At 62.1% G+C, this 19246-nt stretch carries 20 protein-coding genes; 11 read left to right on the top strand and 9 right to left on the bottom strand.

Annotated elements, in window-relative coordinates; genetic code table 11:
- Nucleotides 1–114 precede the first annotated feature (114 nt).
- The gene (locus EDD78_RS01440) at nucleotides 115–384 is read left to right on the top strand and encodes a hypothetical protein (protein WP_079700379.1); all 270 of its coding nucleotides are present in this window, start codon (nucleotides 115–117) and stop codon (nucleotides 382–384) included.
- A 4-nt stretch (nucleotides 385–388) separates the two neighbouring features.
- Here the strand turns inward: EDD78_RS01440 and ytaF are convergent, their stop codons facing one another.
- The 3 genes from ytaF to EDD78_RS01425 form a co-directional block, all read right to left on the bottom strand.
- Nucleotides 389–1024 (bottom strand): sporulation membrane protein YtaF, encoded by a 636-nt coding sequence (ytaF, locus tag EDD78_RS01435; protein WP_079700378.1) that lies wholly within the window; start codon nucleotides 1022–1024, stop codon nucleotides 389–391.
- A gap of 69 nt (nucleotides 1025–1093) precedes the next feature.
- The gene (locus EDD78_RS01430) at nucleotides 1094–1657 is read right to left on the bottom strand and encodes a chromate transporter (RefSeq protein ID WP_079700377.1); all 564 of its coding nucleotides are present in this window, start codon (nucleotides 1655–1657) and stop codon (nucleotides 1094–1096) included.
- Nucleotides 1657–2196, bottom strand: coding sequence for a chromate transporter (locus tag EDD78_RS01425; protein WP_079700376.1), 540 nt, complete (start codon nucleotides 2194–2196; stop codon nucleotides 1657–1659). The genes EDD78_RS01430 and EDD78_RS01425 overlap by 1 nt, the downstream gene beginning before the upstream one ends.
- Before the next feature lie 116 nt (nucleotides 2197–2312).
- On the opposite strand from EDD78_RS01425, the gene EDD78_RS13875 reads away from it, so the two are divergent.
- Nucleotides 2313–2468 carry a hypothetical protein gene (locus EDD78_RS13875; RefSeq protein ID WP_165873058.1) on the top strand — a complete coding sequence of 52 codons (156 nt, stop codon included), beginning with the start codon at nucleotides 2313–2315 and terminating at the stop codon, nucleotides 2466–2468.
- A gap of 98 nt (nucleotides 2469–2566) precedes the next feature.
- Here EDD78_RS13875 and EDD78_RS01420 read toward each other — a convergent pair whose 3' ends face one another.
- The 4 genes from EDD78_RS01420 to EDD78_RS01405 form a co-directional block, all read right to left on the bottom strand.
- Nucleotides 2567–3286, bottom strand: coding sequence for a GntR family transcriptional regulator (locus EDD78_RS01420; RefSeq protein ID WP_079700375.1), 720 nt, complete (start codon nucleotides 3284–3286; stop codon nucleotides 2567–2569).
- Nucleotides 3287–3379: 93 nt separating this feature from the next.
- Complete coding sequence (locus EDD78_RS01415; protein WP_132083625.1) at nucleotides 3380–4210, bottom strand: CPBP family intramembrane glutamic endopeptidase; 831 nt, start codon at nucleotides 4208–4210, stop codon at nucleotides 3380–3382.
- A 21-nt stretch (nucleotides 4211–4231) separates the two neighbouring features.
- Nucleotides 4232–5173, bottom strand: a complete 942-nt coding sequence (gene msrB, locus EDD78_RS01410; protein WP_132083623.1) for a peptide-methionine (R)-S-oxide reductase MsrB — start codon at nucleotides 5171–5173, stop codon at nucleotides 4232–4234.
- Nucleotides 5174–5279: 106 nt separating this feature from the next.
- The gene (locus EDD78_RS01405; RefSeq protein WP_132083621.1) at nucleotides 5280–6170 is read right to left on the bottom strand and encodes a DUF5780 domain-containing protein; all 891 of its coding nucleotides are present in this window, start codon (nucleotides 6168–6170) and stop codon (nucleotides 5280–5282) included.
- 111 nt (nucleotides 6171–6281) lie between these two features.
- Here EDD78_RS01405 and EDD78_RS01400 point away from each other — a divergent pair, with 111 nt between their 5' ends.
- The 3 genes from EDD78_RS01400 to EDD78_RS01390 all read left to right on the top strand — a co-directional run bounded on the left by EDD78_RS01400 (nucleotide 6282) and on the right by EDD78_RS01390 (nucleotide 9123).
- The gene (locus EDD78_RS01400; RefSeq protein WP_132083619.1) at nucleotides 6282–6902 is read left to right on the top strand and encodes a flavodoxin family protein; all 621 of its coding nucleotides are present in this window, start codon (nucleotides 6282–6284) and stop codon (nucleotides 6900–6902) included.
- A gap of 209 nt (nucleotides 6903–7111) precedes the next feature.
- Complete coding sequence (locus EDD78_RS01395) at nucleotides 7112–8404, top strand: MATE family efflux transporter (protein ID WP_350308570.1); 1293 nt, start codon at nucleotides 7112–7114, stop codon at nucleotides 8402–8404.
- Nucleotides 8405–8418: 14 nt separating this feature from the next.
- Nucleotides 8419–9123, top strand: a complete 705-nt coding sequence (locus EDD78_RS01390) for a radical SAM protein (protein ID WP_132083617.1) — start codon at nucleotides 8419–8421, stop codon at nucleotides 9121–9123.
- Nucleotides 9124–9172: 49 nt separating this feature from the next.
- On the opposite strand, the gene EDD78_RS01385 is transcribed toward EDD78_RS01390, so the two are convergent.
- On the bottom strand, nucleotides 9173–10201 hold the full coding sequence (locus tag EDD78_RS01385) for a LacI family DNA-binding transcriptional regulator (protein ID WP_079700369.1): 1029 nt from the start codon (nucleotides 10199–10201) through the stop codon (nucleotides 9173–9175).
- A 340-nt stretch (nucleotides 10202–10541) separates the two neighbouring features.
- On the opposite strand from EDD78_RS01385, the gene xylA reads away from it, so the two are divergent.
- From xylA to xylB, 6 genes are all read left to right on the top strand, one after another.
- Nucleotides 10542–11861, top strand: coding sequence for a xylose isomerase (gene xylA, locus EDD78_RS01380; RefSeq protein WP_132083615.1), 1320 nt, complete (start codon nucleotides 10542–10544; stop codon nucleotides 11859–11861).
- Between the two features lie 100 nt (nucleotides 11862–11961).
- Nucleotides 11962–13257 carry a sugar ABC transporter substrate-binding protein gene (locus EDD78_RS01375; protein WP_079700367.1) on the top strand — a complete coding sequence of 432 codons (1296 nt, stop codon included), beginning with the start codon at nucleotides 11962–11964 and terminating at the stop codon, nucleotides 13255–13257.
- Nucleotides 13258–13349: 92 nt separating this feature from the next.
- Entirely contained in the window at nucleotides 13350–14270 is a 921-nt protein-coding gene (locus EDD78_RS01370; protein WP_079700366.1) for a carbohydrate ABC transporter permease, read from the top strand.
- Nucleotides 14267–15109 (top strand): carbohydrate ABC transporter permease, encoded by an 843-nt coding sequence (locus tag EDD78_RS01365; RefSeq protein ID WP_079700365.1) that lies wholly within the window; start codon nucleotides 14267–14269, stop codon nucleotides 15107–15109. Before EDD78_RS01370 ends, EDD78_RS01365 begins: the two co-directional genes overlap by 4 nt.
- A 22-nt stretch (nucleotides 15110–15131) precedes the next feature.
- Nucleotides 15132–17144, top strand: coding sequence for a glycoside hydrolase family 31 protein (locus tag EDD78_RS01360; protein ID WP_132083613.1), 2013 nt, complete (start codon nucleotides 15132–15134; stop codon nucleotides 17142–17144).
- A gap of 16 nt (nucleotides 17145–17160) precedes the next feature.
- Nucleotides 17161–18699 carry a xylulokinase gene (gene xylB, locus EDD78_RS01355; protein ID WP_350308569.1) on the top strand — a complete coding sequence of 513 codons (1539 nt, stop codon included), beginning with the start codon at nucleotides 17161–17163 and terminating at the stop codon, nucleotides 18697–18699.
- Between the two features lie 71 nt (nucleotides 18700–18770).
- Here xylB and EDD78_RS01350 read toward each other — a convergent pair whose 3' ends face one another.
- On the bottom strand, nucleotides 18771–19142 hold the full coding sequence (locus tag EDD78_RS01350) for a YkvA family protein (protein WP_079700363.1): 372 nt from the start codon (nucleotides 19140–19142) through the stop codon (nucleotides 18771–18773).
- Nucleotides 19143–19246 lie beyond the last annotated feature (104 nt).

Raw genomic sequence — 19246 nt, 5'->3', positions numbered from 1 at the left:
TTCTAATATGTTTTAGCACAATTTGAGCTAAATAAAACAAATCTCAAATTTTAATAGTATAATACGTGTAATAACACCCGTGGTTCAGTATAACACGATCCAGGAGGCCCATCCATGCGCGAGAAAAGAAGCACCGTCTCTGTGTACATCCGCTCATCACTGATGGAAGGGGTGCGGGAAATCGCTTACCGGGAGGACGAGTCGCTCAGCGGCGTTTTCGACTATTTTCTGGGGCAGGTGCTCCAGGCGCTCGAAATGGGAAGGGCGGAAATCGTTTTGGGCGAACGGGAGAACCGCACCCGGCTTACCCTGCAAAAGCAGGTGCTTACAAGAAAAAAACGCCCCGGCCCGGGTGACCCCGAAGCCGGAACGCCAATTCCATGAACCTTTACAGCAGCCGCATGAACGCAAGGCCCAGCAGCACCAGGCCGCTCACCCAGGAGAGGTTTAATTCCTCGTGCCGCGCGGCGATGTGCCGCCCGAGATAGCTTCCGCCCGAAACCATCAGCGCGCCGATGAAAAAAGAAAGCAGGATCACCGGCAGGTAGTGCAGCCCCATGATCCCCGCGCCGAAACCCGCGGCCAGCCCATCGATCGACAGGGCCAGCGAGAGCGGGGCCGCCTCCAGGGGCGCGAGCACCTTGGAATGGTCGCAGTCCGCCTCGGTGCTGTCCGCGTAGATGCGCAGGATAAAATCGAAGCTGAGGAATTTGAACTTGATCTGCGCGCGGCCGCTCTGGCTCTTGCGGATCAAATTCTTGATCCCGCTGTCCAGCAGCCGGAAAAGTCCCAGCAGCGCCAGAATGGCGAAGCTGATCCCGGAAGAGAGCGCGTGCGGGATATAGGGGCGCAGCGCCGCCCCGAAGAAGAGAGAAACCGCCAGCACCAGCGAGCACATCCCGCTGATGACCGCGACCGAGAGGGGCGGTATCCTGATGCGCTCGGCGCCGAAGGCAAAGCTCGCCGCGAAGGAATCGAGGCAGAGCGCCGAGACCAGGAAAACCGCCTGAAGGGACAAAAGCATACCGTATGCACCGCCAAACTTTTCGTTTAAACCATCTTATGGCGATGCAAAGGTTTTGGTTCGGAACCGCTAGAAGCGGAACACGATCCCCACGACGGCGGCCCCGGCAATATAGAATATGGGATGCTTATTGAATTTCTTGACCAGATAGAAGAGCAGCGCAAAGAGGATGATCGCCTTAAAATTGAAGAGGTCGAGGATGTTCCCGCCAGCGCCGAACAGGTCGGCGTTAAAGAGCGCAATGCGGAAAATCTCCCATCCGGCCACGGTGATCAGCCCCGCCACCGCCGGACGCAGGCCGTAGAAGGCGGCGTCGACCAGCTTGCTGTCCCGGAACTTCTCCAAAAACCGGGAGATCAGGATGATGATGATATAGCTGGGCAGCACCAGCGAGAGGGTCGCCAGCACCCCGCCGAGCACCCCGGCGGCATTGAAGCCCGCATAGGTGGCCATGTTGATCCCGATCGGGCCGGGGGTGGACTCGGCCACCGCGATCATGTCGGGGATCAGCTCGATGGGCAGCCAGTCGTACCGCTCGGCAATCTGGTAGAGGAAGGGCAGGGTGGCGAGCCCCCCGCCGACCGAAAAGAGTCCGGTCTTGAAAAACTCGAGAAACAGATAGAGATAAACCATTACGCACGCCCCCTTACCTTACGGATCACAACGCCCGCCACGGCGGCGAGCACCACGATGAGCACCGGCGACGCGGAGAGCAGGATCCCGCCCGCCACCACCAGCAGGAAGATCACGAGCCCCGCCTTGTCCTTGATGGCGTTTTTCCCGAGCTTGATGACCGCGGTCAGGATCAGCACGCAGACCGCGACCCGGATCCCGGCGAAGGCATGCTGCACCGCCTCGATATGGGCAAAATTTTGGATGAAGGCGGCAATCACCGTGATGATCACCAGGGAGGGGAAGACCATCCCCAGCGTCGAGAAGGCCGCGCCGATCAGCCCGCGCCGCTTATAGCCGATGAAGGTGGCGGTGTTTACCGCGATGATCCCCGGCGTGCACTGGCCGATGGCATAGTAGTCCATCAGCTCGTCCTCGGTGGCCCAGTGGTACTTGTCCACCACCTCTTTTTGCAGCATCGGCAGCATGGCGTAGCCGCCGCCGAAGGTCAGCGCGCCGATCCTCGCAAAGGCCAAAAACAGGTCGAACAACTCTTTCATACACATCGCTTCCTTGTTAATTATTTCACTTATTGCGTCAAAAAATTTTATCTGTAATTATTTCCCATCGGTAAACCCGGTCAAAGCGGCGAACACTAACCTTGGAGGTGAAAGTCATGCCGATCAATTTTTCCCAGAACCCCCAGCTCAAGCAGGAGTTCGACGCGCTGCCCGCTTACATCCAGGAGAGCATCAAGCAGTCCGGCGTGGACATCTGCACCGTTGAGGAGCTTCGCTGCTGCGCCGAGAATATGATGAGCGCCGAGCAGTAAGCCCCGGGAATAAAAAGCCCTCGCCGACCGGTGAGGGCTTTTTATTGCCATGCAAGGAAAACAGATTATCCCAGCCCCAAAATCAGCTTTGCCCCTTTTTACTTATTGAGCATGATTTCATATTTCACCCGGTCGCCGCGCACCGTGCTGCTGCAATACTCCACCACCGCGCCCGCACAATAGGCCACCCGGTCGATATGCAGCACCGGCGCGCCGGGGGCCACCTCGAGGTATCTGGCCGCCTTCTTCTCGGCGATGACGGCCTCGAAGGACTCGCGCGCGCTGTCCACCGTGAGCTGGCCGCCCAGCTTGAGGGAATTATAAAGCCCTTTTTGCTCGATGTCCCTGGCCGTCAGCGCGGGGCAGACGGCGCAGGGGACATAGGAAATCTCATAGGCGAAGGGCACGCCGTCCAGCGAGCGCACCCGCTCGATGCGGAACACCTCGGTGTCCGTTTCGACCTCCAGCCGTTCGGCCACCCGCTGCGGGCAGCTTTGGCGCCGCAGGCCGAGCACCCGGCTTTTGGGCTTGCCGCCCGTCGGGGTTCCGTCCGAAAAGCTGTAAAACGCGGGGAGGCGCTGCTGGATCGGCGGCTTTGTCACAAAGGTCCCCCGGCCCTGCTTGCGGTAGAGATAGCCCTCGCTTTTGAGCTTATCCAGCGCCAGGCGCACCGTGATCCGGCTGACCGCATGGCTGCGGCAGAGCTCCATCTCAGGCGGGAGCTTATGGTCCACGCCCCAGCTCCCGTCGAGAATATGACCCAAAAACTCCTGATAGAGCTGCATATACAGCGGGGTCCCGCCCCTTTCGTCCAGCATTTTTCCACCCACCCCTCGCGTTCATTATTCTTTCCTATCATACACAAAAAGCGGGGAGATGGCAAGAAGAATCCATCAAACTATGTCATAACATTATAATCTTTTCGCGGTTTTTTGTCCGATCCAGGCAGAGCCGGCAGCGGCGGCCGCACCGCAGGCAACGGCCAGCACGATTGAGAACTCATCCGTAAAATTCGAGGCCAGGATCGAAAGCAGGTTGGCGGCGGCGTGGAAGAGCACGCAGGTCCAGAAACGCCCCGTGCGCTCGTAAACCCAAGCGATCAGCAGCCCGAGCAGGAAGGCGTAAATCCCCTGCGTCAGGTTGCCGTGGAAGGCCCCGAAAATCAGCGCGCTGATCAGCGCCGCCGGCCAGAAGCCCATTTTCCGGCGCAGGCGGGAGAAGGCCAGCCCGCGGAAAACCAGCTCCTCCACCAGCGGGATGACCATCCCCGGGCCCAGCAGCTGGATTAGCAGGCCCTCCCCATAGAGGACCTCGCCCGCCTCCTGGAACGAGGGCATCTCGAGGAGGCCCAGCCGGTCCATCAGGAAATTGAGCGAATAGGCGAATCCGCCGCCGGCGGCGAGCAGCGCCGCCGCCAGCGGGGCAAGCGGCAGTGCCATCGGCGCGCCCCTTTGCTCCCGGCGCCGGTCCCGGCGCAAAAAGAACAGCAGAAGCGGCAGGGCGAGCAGCGCCGCCAGGGAGGTGACCAGCAGCAGGTTGGAGCTTACCGTGCCATAGGCCCGCGCGAGGGCATTTTCGCGCTCCCCCGAAAAAAATCCGTAACGGATCGCACAGGCATAGAGCCCGCCATAGAGGGCCAGATAGCCCGCCAGCATGTAAACCAGCAGCGGATAGACCGTGCGCCAGCAAAGGAGCAGCAGGCGCGCCGGCCTGCTGCTCAAAATGGTTTTTAGCCGGCCCATCGCCCGGCCTCCTTTCCGATGTCAGAGCAGGGTGAGATATTCGCCGTACCCCTCGCGCTCCATCTCCTCCTTGGGGACGAAGCGCAAAGCGGCGCTGTTGATGCAGTAGCGCAGGCCGCCGAGAGGCGCCGGCCCGTCGGTGAACACATGCCCGAGATGGGCGTCCCCGGTCTTGGAGCGCACCTCGACGCGTTCCATGCCGAAGCTTTGGTCCCGCCGCTCGGCGAGCAGCGCCTTCCCGATCGGGCGGGCAAAGCTCGGCCAGCCGCAGCCCGACTCGAACTTGTCCGCCGAGCAGAAAAGCGGTTCCCCGGTGGTGACGTCGACATAGATCCCGGGCTCGAAGTGGTCGAAATACTCGTTTTGAAAGGGCGGCTCGGTCGCCCCCTCCTGGGTCACCCGGTATTGCAGGGGGCTCAGCCGGCGGCGCAGCTCCTCCGGCGGCCGCCTGCTCCAGCGCGCCTCGCGCGCCGCCTTCGCGCGCGCAAAGGCGGCCGGGGGGATGTGGCAGTAGCCGCCCGGATTCTTCTTAAGATACTGCTGATGGTACTCCTCGGCCGGGGCATATTGGGCGAGCGGGGCCAGCTCCACCGCGAGGGGCTGCTCGTATTCCTTTTGCAGCTCGTGCAGCGAGCGCCGGATCACCGCCTCGTCCTGCCGGTCGGTGTAGTAGACGCCCGGCCGGTACTGCTTCCCCCGGTCGGGGCCCTGCCGATCGGCACTGGTCGGGTCGATGACCGAATAGAACATCCCCAACAAAAAGGGGAGCGAAACGCTCTGCGGGTCATAGATCACCCTGACCGTTTCGGCGTGCCCCGAGCCGGAGCAGACCTCCTCATAGCTGGGAGCGGCGCTGCCGCCATTGGCGTAGCCCGCCTCGGTGGAAAGCACCCCCGCGATACAGGAGAAGAACTCCTGCACGCCCCAAAAGCAGCCCCCTGCGAAATAAATTTCCTTTTCCATCCCGTGCCCTCCTTGCTGCCGCACGCATATTTACTAGTAGTATGCACGGATTTTATAGAAAATCCGCCTGCCTGGGCGGGATTGGCCGGGGCGCCCGCCTGCCCCGTCAACCGATCGTTTCGATGTGCGGGTAGTAGCTTTGCAGCGCCTGCACCTCGGCCCGCTTGCCCCGCCAGGCGGTGAGCCAGCTCTGATAGTCCGGGTTCTTCCACACGCTGCCATCCTCGAAGGTGATGGACTTATAGCAATAGAGGGCGTACGCGACCTTCTTCGCTTCGGGGTCGTCGCCCCGGATGTCCAGCGTCCAGCCGCCGGGCTCGTTGTCGGTCTCGCCGGGGGCCGGGCCGCTTCCGCCCCAGTCGTAGAGATAGTCGTAGCTTGGCTCGTAGTCGGAGTCCAGGCTGAACCAGTCAAGGCTGAGCGGCGCGCCGTTTTGATCGAAGGCCAGCATCCCGCACTCGTAGGCGGCGATCCGCTTCCCGGTGTGGTTGGTGACCACCTCGTGGAGATAGGAGTAGCCCCCCTCGCCCGCCGCGGGATGGTAGACCTGCACCCCCTGCAGCACCAGCGACGGGGCGCTTGGCGCGGGGTCCGCCGGCGGCGCCTGCTGCGGGAAGGTCAGCTTGCCTGTGAGATTCTTCGCCGACGAGAGGGAGCAGTTGCGCACGGCGACAGTATAATCCCCCGCCTCCTCGATCACGAAGGCCCCGGCGCTCGGGCCGTCTTTCAAGATGGGATATTCGAGCCGTTCCCCGTCCCGGGTGCTGCAGACCGCCCAGAGCGAAGCGCCGCCCTCCCAGCTGAGTGCGGGCAGGCAGATCGTCCCCGCGGGGAGATGCCGCGCGCCGAGTGAAACCTTCCCGCCGGGGGCGAGCTGGCCGAGCCCGATCGTGATTTCTTTTTCTCCCGCGGGAGAAGCGAAGACGGCAGCGCCGGCCAGCACGGCGGCAGCCAGGGCCGCCAGCAACGAGAGCATCCTGCGTCCGGTCTTTTTCATAGATACTTCCTTTCCGCTCACGCTTGAAAAATTTCCAATTTGTACTACAATTGTACTGGACGGTATTGCGCTTGTCAATCAGCGCACCCGCATAAAAAGGAGGAAGCCCACATGAAGGTACTTCTCGTCAACGGCAGTCCGAACGAGCAGGGCTGCACCTACACCGCGCTGAGCGAGGTGGCCGGCACCCTGCATAAGCACGGTATTGAAACCGAGTTCTTGTATCTCGGCAAAAAGCCGGTCGCGGGCTGTATCGCCTGCGGCAAGTGCTATGAAAGCGGGCGGTGCGTCTTCGACGACCCGGTCAATGAGACGCTCTCCCACCTGGACGGGTTCGACGCGCTGGTAATCGGCTCCCCGGTCTACTACGCGGGGCCGAGCGGGCAGGTCACCGCCTTTCTCGACCGGCTCTTCTACGCCGGCGGCTCCCGCATGGCCGGGAAGCTGGGCGCCTGCGTCGTCTCCTGCCGCCGGGGCGGAGCCAGCGCCGCCTTTGATAGGCTCAACAAGTATTTCGCCATCAGCAATATGCCCATCGTCCCCTCCCAGTATTGGAACCAGGTGCACGGCAACTCCCCCGAGGAGGTGCGCCGCGATGCGGAGGGGCTGCAGACCATGCGCACGCTGGGCGAAAACATGGCCTGGCTGCTGCAATGCCTCGAGGCGGGCCGCAGGGCGGGCGTGCAGCCCCCGCAGTACGAGGAGCACCTCTGGACCAACTTCATCGAATAGCCGCGTATCTCCCCCGGCGCGCGAAAATTTTCCCACCCTCTTGCAATTTTCGCGCGGGCCGTGCTATAATAAACCGAAATCAAAACAGCGACTTCTTTGCCGCCGGGTAAAGAAGTTTTGGCGCCAGACTTTCTATCGTTAGGCCATTGAAGATAGAAAGCACTGGCGCTTTTTGTGTTGAGGAGGGGAGCGCAATCGAAAGGTCCGGCTTGCGGGAATTCGCCCGCTACTGCACGCAGAGCGTGCTGGGGATGCTCGGGCTGTCCTGCTATATCCTGGCGGACACCTATTTCATCGCAAAGGGCCTGGGCGCGCAGGGGCTGGCCGCGCTGAACCTGGCGATCCCGGTCTACAGCCTGATCCACGGCTGCGGGCTGATGCTGGGCATGGGCGGCGGCACCAAGTACGCCATTAAAAAAGCCCAAGGGGATGAGCAGGGGGGCGGCCGGTGGTTCACCGACACCCTTTGCCCTGCGGCGGCGCTGGCCGTCCTTTTCCTGCTGGCGGGCCTGTTCTGCTCCCAAGGGATCACCGCGCTGCTCGGAGCCGACACCGAGGTTTTTTCCATGACCGAAACCTATTTGCGGGTGATCCTGCTCTTCGCCCCCGCCTTTCTCTGCAACGACATCCTGATCTGCTTCGTGCGCAACGACGGGGCCCCCCGCCTCTCGATGCTGGCCATGCTGGGCGGGAGCTTTTGCAACATCCTGCTCGACTATGTCTTCATCTTCCCGCTGGGGATGGGGCTCTTCGGCGCGGTGCTGGCGACCGGCCTCGCACCGGTGGTCAGCATGCTGATCCTCTCCCTGCACTGGCTGCGGGGGAGGAGCGGCCTTCGCCCCGCGAAGGGGCCGCCCCGTCTTTCGGCGGTGCGCGCCATCTTTTCGCTGGGGCTTCCCTCCCTCGTCACCGAGGTCTCCTCCGGGATCGTGATCATCGCCTTCAATTTCATCCTCCTGGAACTTTTGGGGAATGTCGGCGTGGCGGCCTATGGCGTGATCGCCAACCTGTCGCTCGTGGTGGTCGCCATCTTCACCGGGCTCGCGCAGGGGATGCAGCCGTTGGTGAGCCGCGCCTTCGGGCGGGGAGAGGAGGCGGCGGCGAGGCGGGTGCTGCGCTATGCGCTGAGCGCCATGCTGGCGATCGCTCTCGCCGTCTATCTGTCGGTTTTCCTGTTCGCCGGTCCGATCGCGGGGACCTTCAACAGCCAAGGCGACCCCACGCTGCAGCGGATCGCGGTCTATGGGCTGAGGATCTACTTTTTGGCCGCCCCCTTCGTGGGCTTCAACATCGTGGTCTCGATGTACTTTACCTCGGTCGGCCGGGCCCTTCCGGCCCACCTGGTCTCGGTTCTGCGGGGGCTCGTGCTGATCCTTCCGCTGGCCTTCCTGCTCACGGCTCTGATGGGGGTGAGCGGCGTGTGGCTGGCCCTCCCGGCGACGGAGGGGGCCGTATCCATCCTGAGCCTTGCCCTGCTTATAAAAATAAGAAAACCATATTAAGGGAGGACTTTCCTATGAACGAATTTTGCTGCAAGGATATCTATCTCAGGGAGGGCAGGCGGGTGCTGTCGGTCGACATCCTGCCGCAGAAGTGCTGCAACTTCGACTGCATCTTCTGCCCCCTCGGGCGCTCGCGCCAAAAGACCGACGCCCCGCAGGCCTTTGGCGACATCAGCGGGGCGCTGGCGCAGCTTGGACGGCGCATCGACGAAACCGATCCCGACCTGGTCTTTTTAAACTCGAAGGGCGAGGCCCTGGTGCACGAAAACCTCGGGGAGATCATCCGCTTCATCAAGGACAAGGGACGCCGCATCAAGCTGCAATCGAACGGCTACCTGCTCGGCAACCCGCGGTGCAGGGAGCTCGCAAACCAATGTGACGAGGTGATCGGGGAGCTCAAGGTAATCACCGAGGAAGGATTCCAGAAGGTGCAGCGCCCCGCCCCGGGCTACACCCTGGAAAAATACATCGCCAACATGGAATCCTTCCGCAAGCAGTACGGGGGAAGGTTCATCCTTGAAGTCACCATCCTCCAGGGTTACAATGACAGCGACGGGGCGGTGCGGCAGATGACGGAGGCCGTGCGCCGGCTCGCTCCCGACACGCTGAAGGTATCCCGCATGGAAGGGGAAAAGTTCCAGAAGAGGTTGGGGATCAGCGAGGAGCGCCTGCGGCAGATCACTGCCGCGCTGGAAAGCGCCCTCCCGTGCAGGGTATAAACGGAAGAGGGGCCGCGCAAACCATAAGGTTTGCGCGGCCCCTGTTTATTCACAGGTTCTCGCGGATGCGGATTCCCAGCTCGGTATAGAGGTATTCCTTTTTCGGCAGGACTCCCATCGTGAGGTATTCGTAGAGCAGGCCGAGCGGCTTGCTGCCCTGCACGAAGGGCTGCTGGTCGATGGTGGCCGCAATCACGCCCTCCTTGATCAGGCGCACGGTGGTGGGGACCGTGTCGAAGCAGACCACCCGGATGGGCGGCGTGCGCCCGAGCGACTGGATCGCGCGCCCGGCCCCATAGACGCCCGCGGCGGTGATATAGATGGCGTCGATCTCGGGATGGGCCTCCAGCAAGTCCTTCGTCACCGTGTAGCTCTCGATGTCGTCGTCGTTGTTTTCCACAAGGCCGACGATCCGGATCCCCGGCTCGTGCGCGGCCATATGCTCGGTGAAGCCCCGGACCCGCTCGGTGTGCCCGAGGATGCTCCCCGAGCCGCTGACGATCCCGACGTTCGCGCGCCCGGCGGTGATCAGGCCCATCACCCCGGCGGCGGTGCGGCCGCCTTCATAGTAATTGCTGCCCACGTAGGCCAGGCGGTTCGAGTTTTCGATATCGGTATTGGAGGTCACCACCGGGATTCCGGCGGCGATCAGCTGGCGGATCTTCTTGGCCACCGACGGATGGTTGACCGGGGCGATGGCCACCCCGCTGATGCCCTCGTGCGCCAGCGTGTCCAGCAGCTCGACCTGGGCGGCCGGGTCCGCGAAGCGGGAATAGTAAAACTCGACCGACACCCCGTATTCACCGAGGTCCCGGGCCTTGCGCTCGGCACCGGCGACCACGTCGTTAAAAAACGGGTTGCTGGAAACATAATCCGGAAGGATGAACGCAATCTTGTAATTCTTCTTGCGCACCGCCAGGGATTTGGCGGCCTTGTTCGGCTTATAATTGATCGCGTCGGCGATCTGGCGGACCTTGCGCTCGGTCTGGGGATTGACGGCGCCGCGGTTGTTCAGCACCCGGTCCACCGTTCCCCGCGACACGCCCGCCAGGGTGGCGATCTCTTTGATTGTAGCCATTGCGGCAGCACCTCGATGTGGGGGGATAATACTTACCGCTATCATACAAGAGAAGCGGGGGCTTGTCAATATGTGGGCGGACACGTTCCTGCCTTTTATCCGGCATTTTATTGACAATACCGTGTTCGAGCACGCAAATATTGAGTTTGACTTATTTTGCCATATTTTTAGTTATAATAACCATAAAATAATACTATTATTAATAAAATAAGTCGAAATTATTATAAAATTGTTGACTTTCTGAAATGGCCTCGATAGTATAAAAGTGCACGAGCAAATTATTTCAGAAATTGTCCGCAGGATCAAACGAGCCGGGCCCAACCAGAAGGAGGAGTGTGCAGTGGGAGAATTCTTTGAAAGTATTCCAGCAGTCAGATACGAAGGGCCAAAGAGCCAAAACCCCTTTGCCTTTAAGTTTTATAACCGGGACGAGGTCGTCGCCGGAAAGCCGATGAAGGAGCACCTGAAGTTCGCCATGGCCTGGTGGCACACCCTCTGCGCGGGCGGGACCGATATGTTCGGGTCGGAAACGATGGACAAAAACTTCGGCGCCGCGCCCGGCACGATGGAGCACGCCAGGGCGAAGGCCGACGCCGGCTTCGAGCTGATGGAGAAGCTGGGGATCGAGTACTTCTGCTTCCACGACCTCGACCTGGCGCCGGAGGGAGCGACCCTGCAGGAGACGCAGCGGCGGCTGGACGAGATCGGCGACTACATCCTGGGGAAGATGGAGCGCTACCCCGTCAAATGCCTCTGGGGCACGGCCAACCTCTTTGGGCACCCGCGGTATATGAACGGGGCCGCAAGCTGTGATTCCCCGGAAATTTTCTGCTACACGGCGGCCCAGGTGAAAAGGACGCTCGACCTGACCGTGAAACTTGGGGGGAGCGCCTATGTCTTCTGGGGCGGCCGGGAGGGTTACGACACCCTGCTCAACACCGACATGAAGCTCGAACAGGACAACATCGCCCGGCTTTTCCACATGGCGGTGGACTATGGGAGGAGCATAGGCTTTCAGGGTGACTTCCTGATCGAGCCCAAGCCCAAGGAGCCGATGAAGCACCAGTACGACTTCGACGCCGCGACCGCCATCGGCTTTCTGCGGCAGTACGGGCTGGAGGGGGACTTTAAGCTCAACCTGGAGGCCAACCACGCCACCCTGGCGGGGCACACCTTCCAGCACGAGCTGCGCACCGCCGCGATCAACGGGATGCTCGGCAGCATCGACGCGAACGAGGGGGACATGCTCCTGGGCTGGGACACCGACGAGTTCCCCTGCGACGGGTATGCCGCCACCCTGTGCATGTATGAAATTTTAAAGTCCGGCGGGCTGCGGGGCGGCCTCAATTTCGACGCCAAGACCCGCCGCGCCAGCAACACGCCCGAGGACCTGTTCCACGGCTTCATCCTGGGGATGGACACCTTTGCGCTCGGGCTGCGCAAGGCGGCGGCCCTGATCGAGGACGGGCGGCTGGACGAATTTGTGCAAAAACGCTACGCCGGGTACACCGAGGGGATCGGGAAGAAGATCGTCAGCGGGCAGACCGACCTGCGGGAGCTGGCCGCGCTGGCCCAGGGTTTGGAGGGCTTTCGTCCCGCGCCGGGAGAGCGGGAGTACCTGGAAGGGATTCTCAACCAGGTGCTGTTTTCAGGAGAATAACAGGAAACTGATTTGATAGGGCAAACCGGAAAGGGGGGCGGAGCAAACACACCCGAGGAAAGACCGAAACGACAGTCAGGCAGACGAAAGGAGAATTATTTTGAAAAAGCTATTGGCCGTATTTTTAACGATGGGCATGCTGCTTTCCACGGCAGCCTGCTCCACCGGCAGCACACCCGCCGAATCGGGTTCGGCGCCCGCCGGGAGCGACGCCGCCCCCGCGAGCAGCGAGGAGCAAAGCAGCGCAGCGCCCGCGTCTTCGGGGGATACCCTGGCGCTCTGGCATTACTGGAACAGCGACCTGCAGCAGGGCCTGCTGCAGGACATGGTGGATGGCTACGAGCAGGAGAGCGGCGTCAAGATCGAGGTCTCGTATATCCCCTACGGCGAATATATGCAGAAGATCCTGGTCAGTGCCGCGGGCAATGTGCTGCCCGAGCTCTTCCTCTATGACGCGAACTCCACCGCGACGCTGGTGGAGGCGGGGGTGCTCGCAGACATCACAAGCCAGATCGAAAGCAGCGGAATCATGAAGAACACCCTCCCCTACGTCGTCGAGCAGCACACGGTGGGCGACAAGCTCTACGGCTTCCCCTGCTATGCCAACTGCGTGGCCTTCTTCTACCGCACCGACCTGATCGAGACCCCGCCCACCAACTGGACCGAGCTGTATGAGACCGCCAAGGCGGTGGCGACCGACGACATGTACGGCTTCGCCATGGCGGGCGAGGGCGAGGACGGCGTGTTCCAGTTCCTGCCCTTCCTCTGGTCGGCCGGAGCGGACCTGGACAACGTGGCGGCCCCGGGCGGCGTCGAGGCGCTCGACCTGCTTTCCAAAATGATCGACGAGGGGCTGATGTCCAAGGACACTGTGACCAACAGCCAGGAGGACGCGCGCGTCCTGTTCGAGACCGGGCGGGCGGCCATGATGCTCAACGGCCCCTGGAACGTGCCTCCCCTGCAGGAGAACGCCCCCGACATGAAGTGGGACATCACCATGATCCCGAAGGCCGACAACGGCGAATACACCTCGATCCTGGGCGGCGAGAGCTTCGGGATCGGCAACGGGTCGGATGTGGAAAGCATCTGGAAGTTCGTCGAGTATGTCCTGGAGCCGAGCCGCTACGGCCAGTTCCTCAAGGACATCGGCCAGCTGCCCGCCGACACCGAGCTTGCCAAGGACCCCTATTATCAGGACGACCCGATCAACAAGATTTTCATCGACCAGCTGGTGGTTGCAAGACCCCGCGCCTACGGCCCGCAGTACAACGAGATGTCCAAGGCCATCCAGGTCGCCATGGGGCTTGCGATGGGCGGGCAGGAGACCGCCCAGCAGGCGATGGACGAGGCGGCCGCGACCATCACCCCCATGTACAACGCATTTTTCGGGTCCTAACAGACCCACTTTAGAGGACGGCAATAGGGCAAGGAGGGCTTCCTTGCCCTATTGCGTGGAAAGATGAACGAAGAGATGGAAGGTGGAGTGAAATGAAAGAGAAAAAGCCGGGGCGCATAGCACTGTTTTTTAAACGGGGGAAATGGGTGGACTACACCTTCCTGCTGCCGGCGGTTTTGTTCATCGCCGTATTGATGATTTATCCGATCTGGTATAGTATAGACATGGGCTTTCGGGATGTGACGCTCAAAAATTTCGTCTCGGGCGATCAGCCCTTCGTATTCCTCAAAAACTTTCAGGCCGTGCTGTCCGACCGCTTTTTTAAAAATGCACTGGGCAACACCTTTGTGTTCGTATTTGTCTGCCTGGTCTTCCACTTCTTGTTCGGCTTTGCTTTCGCCCTTTACTTCAACAAGAACTTTAAGGGCGCCAAGTGGATGCGGGCACTCTTGCTCATCGCCTGGATGAACCCCACCGTGATCACCGGTACGATCTTCGAGTGGATTTTGGCGGGAGACATCGGGATTCTCAACTATATGCTCACCAGCCTCGGGATCATCCCCCACGCGATCAACTTCCTCTCCAGCGCCCAGACGGCGCTCGGAAGTATTATCTTCGCCAACATCTGGGTGGGCATCCCCTTCAATATGATCATCCTGCTCTCGGGGCTGCAGGGGATTCCCGGCGAGCTGTATGAGTCGGCGGTCATCGACGGGGCGGGCGCCTGGCGGCGCTTTCGGGACATCACCTGGCCGATGATGCTGCCGACCATCTCGGTACTCTTCCTGCTCGGCTTCATCTACACCTTCAAGGTCTTCGACCTGATCTACGCCATGACCAAAGGGGGCCCGGCCAACTCCTCCCAGATCCTGTCCTATTATTCGTATGAGAAGTCCTTCACCATGTTCCGCTTCGGGGAGGGCGCGGCGGCCTCCAACATCTCCTTCCTGATCATCATCGCGCTGGCGCTGATCTATGTGCATATCTCCAAAAAGGAGGATGTGGCGGCATGACGACATACAAATTCGCACACCGGTACGGCAAGGCGCTGCAGAGCCTGCTGGGGCTGCTGATCGTGCTGGTCTACCTGTTCCCCATCTATTGGATGATCGTCTCGTCGCTCAAGACCTCGGGCGAGATTTTCTCCAACCCTCCCACCCTCTTCCCCAACGAGCTGTACCTGGGCAATTACCTCAGCCAGCTTCGCAACAGCAACCTGTACCTCTATTTAAAGAACAGCTTCATCATCTCGGTGTGCGCCATGATCGGCGGGGTCCTCCTGGCGGCGCCCGCCTCCTATGCGCTGGCCCGCAAGCCGATCCGGGGGATCGGGGTCATCATGTTCCTGGTCATCATCATCCAGATGGTGCCGAGCAACTCGCTGGTGCTGCCGCTCTACGCCATGTTCAGCAAGGCGCATATGACCGACAGCTATGTCGGGGTGATTTTGGCGAACATCACGGGTTCCCTGCCTTTCGTTTTGCTGCTGCTGCGCACGGCCTTCCTGAACGTTCCGAAGGGGCTGGAGGACGCCGCCGCGATCGACGGCTGCTCCAACTGGGGCACCTTCTTCAAGGTGATGCTGCCGCTGACGCTCCCCTCGCTGCTGACCTGCGCGGCCTTCGCCTTCATCTTCGCCTGGGGCGAGCTTCTCTATGCGCTGGTGCTGCTGCCCAACCAGACCTATTGGCCGATCACTCTGGGGATGCGCACCTTCATCAGCCAGTACGGCACCGACTGGGGCGGCCTGATGGCCACGGCGGCCATCACCTCCGCGCCGATCCTGCTCATCTTCATCTTCACCCAGAAACACATCGTCGGCGGGATCACCGCCGGTTCGGTCAAGGGTTAACATTACAGAAAGGGGACATTCGATGGCTATCCTAAAGAAAGAGGGAAACCGCCTGATCCGGGAATACGACGGGGAGAAGCTCTGGATCGAGCCCTGGGGCGGGAGCGCCCTGCGGGTGCGCTGCACGCGCTGCTATAAAATGGACGAATCCCAGGACTGGGCGCTGCTGCCCTGCGAGGGCGGGGAGGCGAAGATCACGATCGACGGCCAGGAGGCCGCCATCCAAAACGGCGGGATCACCGCCAAAATAGAAAAAAGCGGCAAGGTGCTCTTTTATAATCGTCAGGGCGGGCTGCTGCTGGAGGAATACCTGCGCACCGAGGAGGCCGTCGGGGGATTTAACAGCCTCTTAAAGGTGAAGGCGCGGGACCTGCGCCCGGTGATCGGCGGGGAATACTCCCTCACCATGCGCTTTGAGTCCAAGCGGGACGAGCGGCTCTACGGCATGGGCCAGTACCAGCAGAGCATCCTCAATCTGAAAGGGGCCACGCTGGAGCTCGCCCAGCGCAATTCCCAGGCGAGCGTGCCCTTCCTGCTGTCCGACTCGGGCTACGGCTTTCTGTGGAACAACCCGGCCATCGGGCGGGCGACCTTCGGCACCAACCTGACCGAATGGGAGGCGAAGAGCACCCAGCAGCTGGACTATTGGATCTGCGCGGGGGACGCCCCGGCCGAGATCGTCGAGCGCTACAGCGCCGCCACCGGCCGGCCACCCATGATGCCCGACTACGCCACTGGCTTCTGGCAGTGCAAGCTGCGCTACCAGACCCAGGAGGAGTTGCTGCAGGTGGCGCGGGAATATAAGCGCCGCGGCCTGCCGCTCTCGGTCATCGTAATCGACTACTTCCACTGGCCCAATCAGGGCACCTGGCAGTTCGACCGGGAATACTGGCCCGACCCGGAGGGGATGGTGCGCGAGCTGCGGGAGCTGGGAGTCGAGCTGATGGTCTCGGTCTGGCCGACGGTGGACTCCGAGAGCCCTAACTTTCCCCTCATGCTCGAGCGCGGGCTCCTGGCCCAGACCGACCGGGGAGTGCGCACCCAGATGCAGTTTTTGGGCAACGAGACCTTCTTCGACGCGACCAACCCCGAGGCGCGCGAGTTCGTCTGGAACGAATGCAAAAAGAACTACTATGACTACGGGATACGCTCCTTCTGGCTGGATGCGGCCGAACCGGAGTACTCCACCTATGACTTCGACCTCTACCGCTACAGCCTGGGCAGCAACCTCAAGGTGGGGAACATCTACCCCGCGCTGTACGCCAAGGCCTTTTACGATGGGCTGAGGCGCGAAGGCGAGGACCCCCTCATGCTCATACGCTGCGCCTGGGCCGGCTCCCAGCGCTACGGGACCCTGGTCTGGTCGGGGGACATCCACTCGAGCTTCGAGTCGATGCGGGACCAGTTCGCCGCGGGGCTAAGCATGTCCATCGCGGGAATCCCCTGGTGGACCACCGACATCGGCGGCTTCAACGGCGGGGACATCCACGACCCGTATTTCCATGAGGTGCTGGTGCGTTGGTTCCAGTACGGCGCCTTCTGCCCGGTCATGCGCCTGCACGGCAGCCGCCTCCCCTGGAAGGAGCCGCTCAGCGACAAGGTGGGCGGGGGGATGTGCTCCTCGGGGGCCGAGAACGAAGTCTACAGCTTCGGCGGGCCGGTCTATGAAATCTGCAAGGACTATATGCAGCTGCGCGAGCGGATCCGCCCCTATGTCACCGGGCTGATGGCCGAGGCGCACAAAAAGGGCACCCCGCCCATGCGCCCGATGTTCTACGACTTCCCGCACCAGAAGGAGGCCTGGGAGACGGAGGACCAGTACATGTTCGGCCCCGACGTGCTGGTGGCCCCCGTGATGTACCATGAAATGCGGGAGCGGGGCGTCTGGCTCCCGGAAGGCCGGGAGTGGATCGACACCGCCACCGGCGAGCGCTTCGCGGGCGGTCAGCGGATCGTCTGCCAGGCGCCGATCGAGCGCATGCCGGTGTTCTGCTCAAACGAGGCGCTTTCAATTACAATTCGCGGCTCACACTGATGAAAGGAATGGTCGTATGAGCATGGACAAGCTGCTGTTGGGAATCGACGTGGGCACCTCGGGCACCAAGACGGTGCTCTGCGCGGGCGATGGGACGCTCCTCAGCTCCAAGACGGTGGATTATCCCCTGAGCCAGCCGCAAAACGGCTGGGCCGAGCAGGATCCCGAGGATTGGTGGCAGGCGGTTCTGGAGGGGATCCGCTGCGTACTGAAAAAGAGCGGAGGGGACCCCCGACGGATCGCCGCCGTCGGGCTGACCGGCCAGATGCACGGGCTCATCATGCTGGACCGCGACGGCGCGGTGCTGCGCCCGGCCATCCTCTGGTGCGACCAGCGCACCGAGCGCGAGTGCCGGCGCATGGAGGAGCTGGCGGGCCGGGAGAGGATCCTCGAAATCACCGGGAGCCCGGCCATGACCGGCTTCACCGCCTCCAAAATCCTTTGGGTCAAGGAGCACGAGCCCGCGCTCTACGCACGGTGCGCGCACATTCTGCTGCCCAAGGATTATATCCGCTACCGCCTGACGGGGGAGTTTGCCACCGACGTCAGCGACGCGTCGGGGATGCAGCTGCTGGACATCCGCACCCGCCGCTGGAGCGAAGAACTGCTCTCCATTTTCGACATCGACGCGTCGCTCCTGCCGGCCCTCTATGAGTCCGCGCAGGAGTCGGGCCGGGTCAGCCGTAAGGCCGCCGATGAAACCGGGCTTGTCCCGGGCGCGATCGTGGCGGGCGGGGCGGCGGACAACGCCGCCGCCGCCGTGAGCGCGGGGGTGGTCAAGGAGGGGAAGGCCTTTACCACCATCGGCTCCTCCGCCGTGATCTACGCCATCAGCGACCACGTCCGGGTGGACCCCAAGGGGCGGGTCCACGGGCTCTGCGCGGCGGCGCCGGGGAAATGGAGCGTCATGAGCTGCACCCAGGCGGCGGGGCTCTCCTTAAAGTGGCTGCGGGACACCTGCTGCGCGCCCGAAACCGAGCAGGCGCAGCGGGAGGGCGTGGACGTCTACACGCTCATGGACCGGCTGGCGGAGAAAATCCCGATCGGGGCGGGGAAGCTTATTTACCTGCCCTATCTGATGGGGGAGCGCTCGCCCCATCCCGACCCGCACTGCCGGGGCGTGTTCTTCGGGCTGAGCGCCATGCACACGAGGGCCCACCTGATCCGGGCGGTGATGGAGGGGGTGGCCTTCTCCCAGCTCTCCTGCCTGGATGTGCTGCGGGAGCTAGAGCTCCCCGTCGGGGAGATGACCGTCTGCGGCGGCGGGGCGAAGAGCCTCCTGTGGCGGGGGATGCTCACCGACCTGTACGGCTGCCCCACCGACATTTCCCTCTCGGACCAGGGGGCCGCCTGGGGCGCGGCGCTCCTCGCCGCGGTGAGCGCCGGGCTCTACCAGTCGGTGGAGCAGGCGGTGGCGGCGACGGCCCGGCCCGGCCATTGCCTCTTGCCGGACCGGGCGCGGCACGCGCGCTATCTGCCCTATTACCAGCTCTATCTGAAGCTCTACGACCAGCTCGGCGGCAGCTTCAAAGCCCTGGCCGGGATCGAAGAATAAAAGGGAAGCCCGTGCGGGTGCATAGCACCCGCACGGGCTTTTTGTTTTCGGGGCGCACCCGGCCCAAACCGCTAAAACCAGATTGCCTTCACAATCAGCCATAGGAATAAAAACCATATGGCAAGGATGGGGACGGCAAAGTACCACTTCTTCGGTTTCCCGTTTTCCCACAGATGCTCCGCCCGCGCGCGGCTGCGCTCCCAGACCCGGCCGGGAATCAGCCGGACCGTCAGCGCCACCAATGCCGGCAGCAAAATGACGTCGTCCAGATAGCCCAGGATTGGGATGAAATCCGGGATCAGGTCGATGGGGGAGAGGGCGTATCCCACTGTGACGGCCGCCATGACCTTGGCGAGCACCGGCGTCTCCCGGTCCCGCAAGGCCAAAAACACGGCGGGTATATCCCTTTTCAGCTTTCCCGCCCGCTCTCTTAAATTGCCCATACCGCCCGCTCCATTCTTATCAGTTGAAATAGCGACGATTCCACAGTCTTAGGTGTGCAAACGCGCCCCCCACTTCTTGTGGGGGGCGCGTTTGGGAACGGCGG

Source organism: Harryflintia acetispora (assembly GCA_004340125.1).
Lineage (GTDB): Bacteria > Bacillota > Clostridia > Oscillospirales > Ruminococcaceae > Harryflintia > Harryflintia acetispora.
Note: the sequence above shows the minus strand (reverse complement) of the source record. Positions and strands in the feature narration are given on the sequence as shown.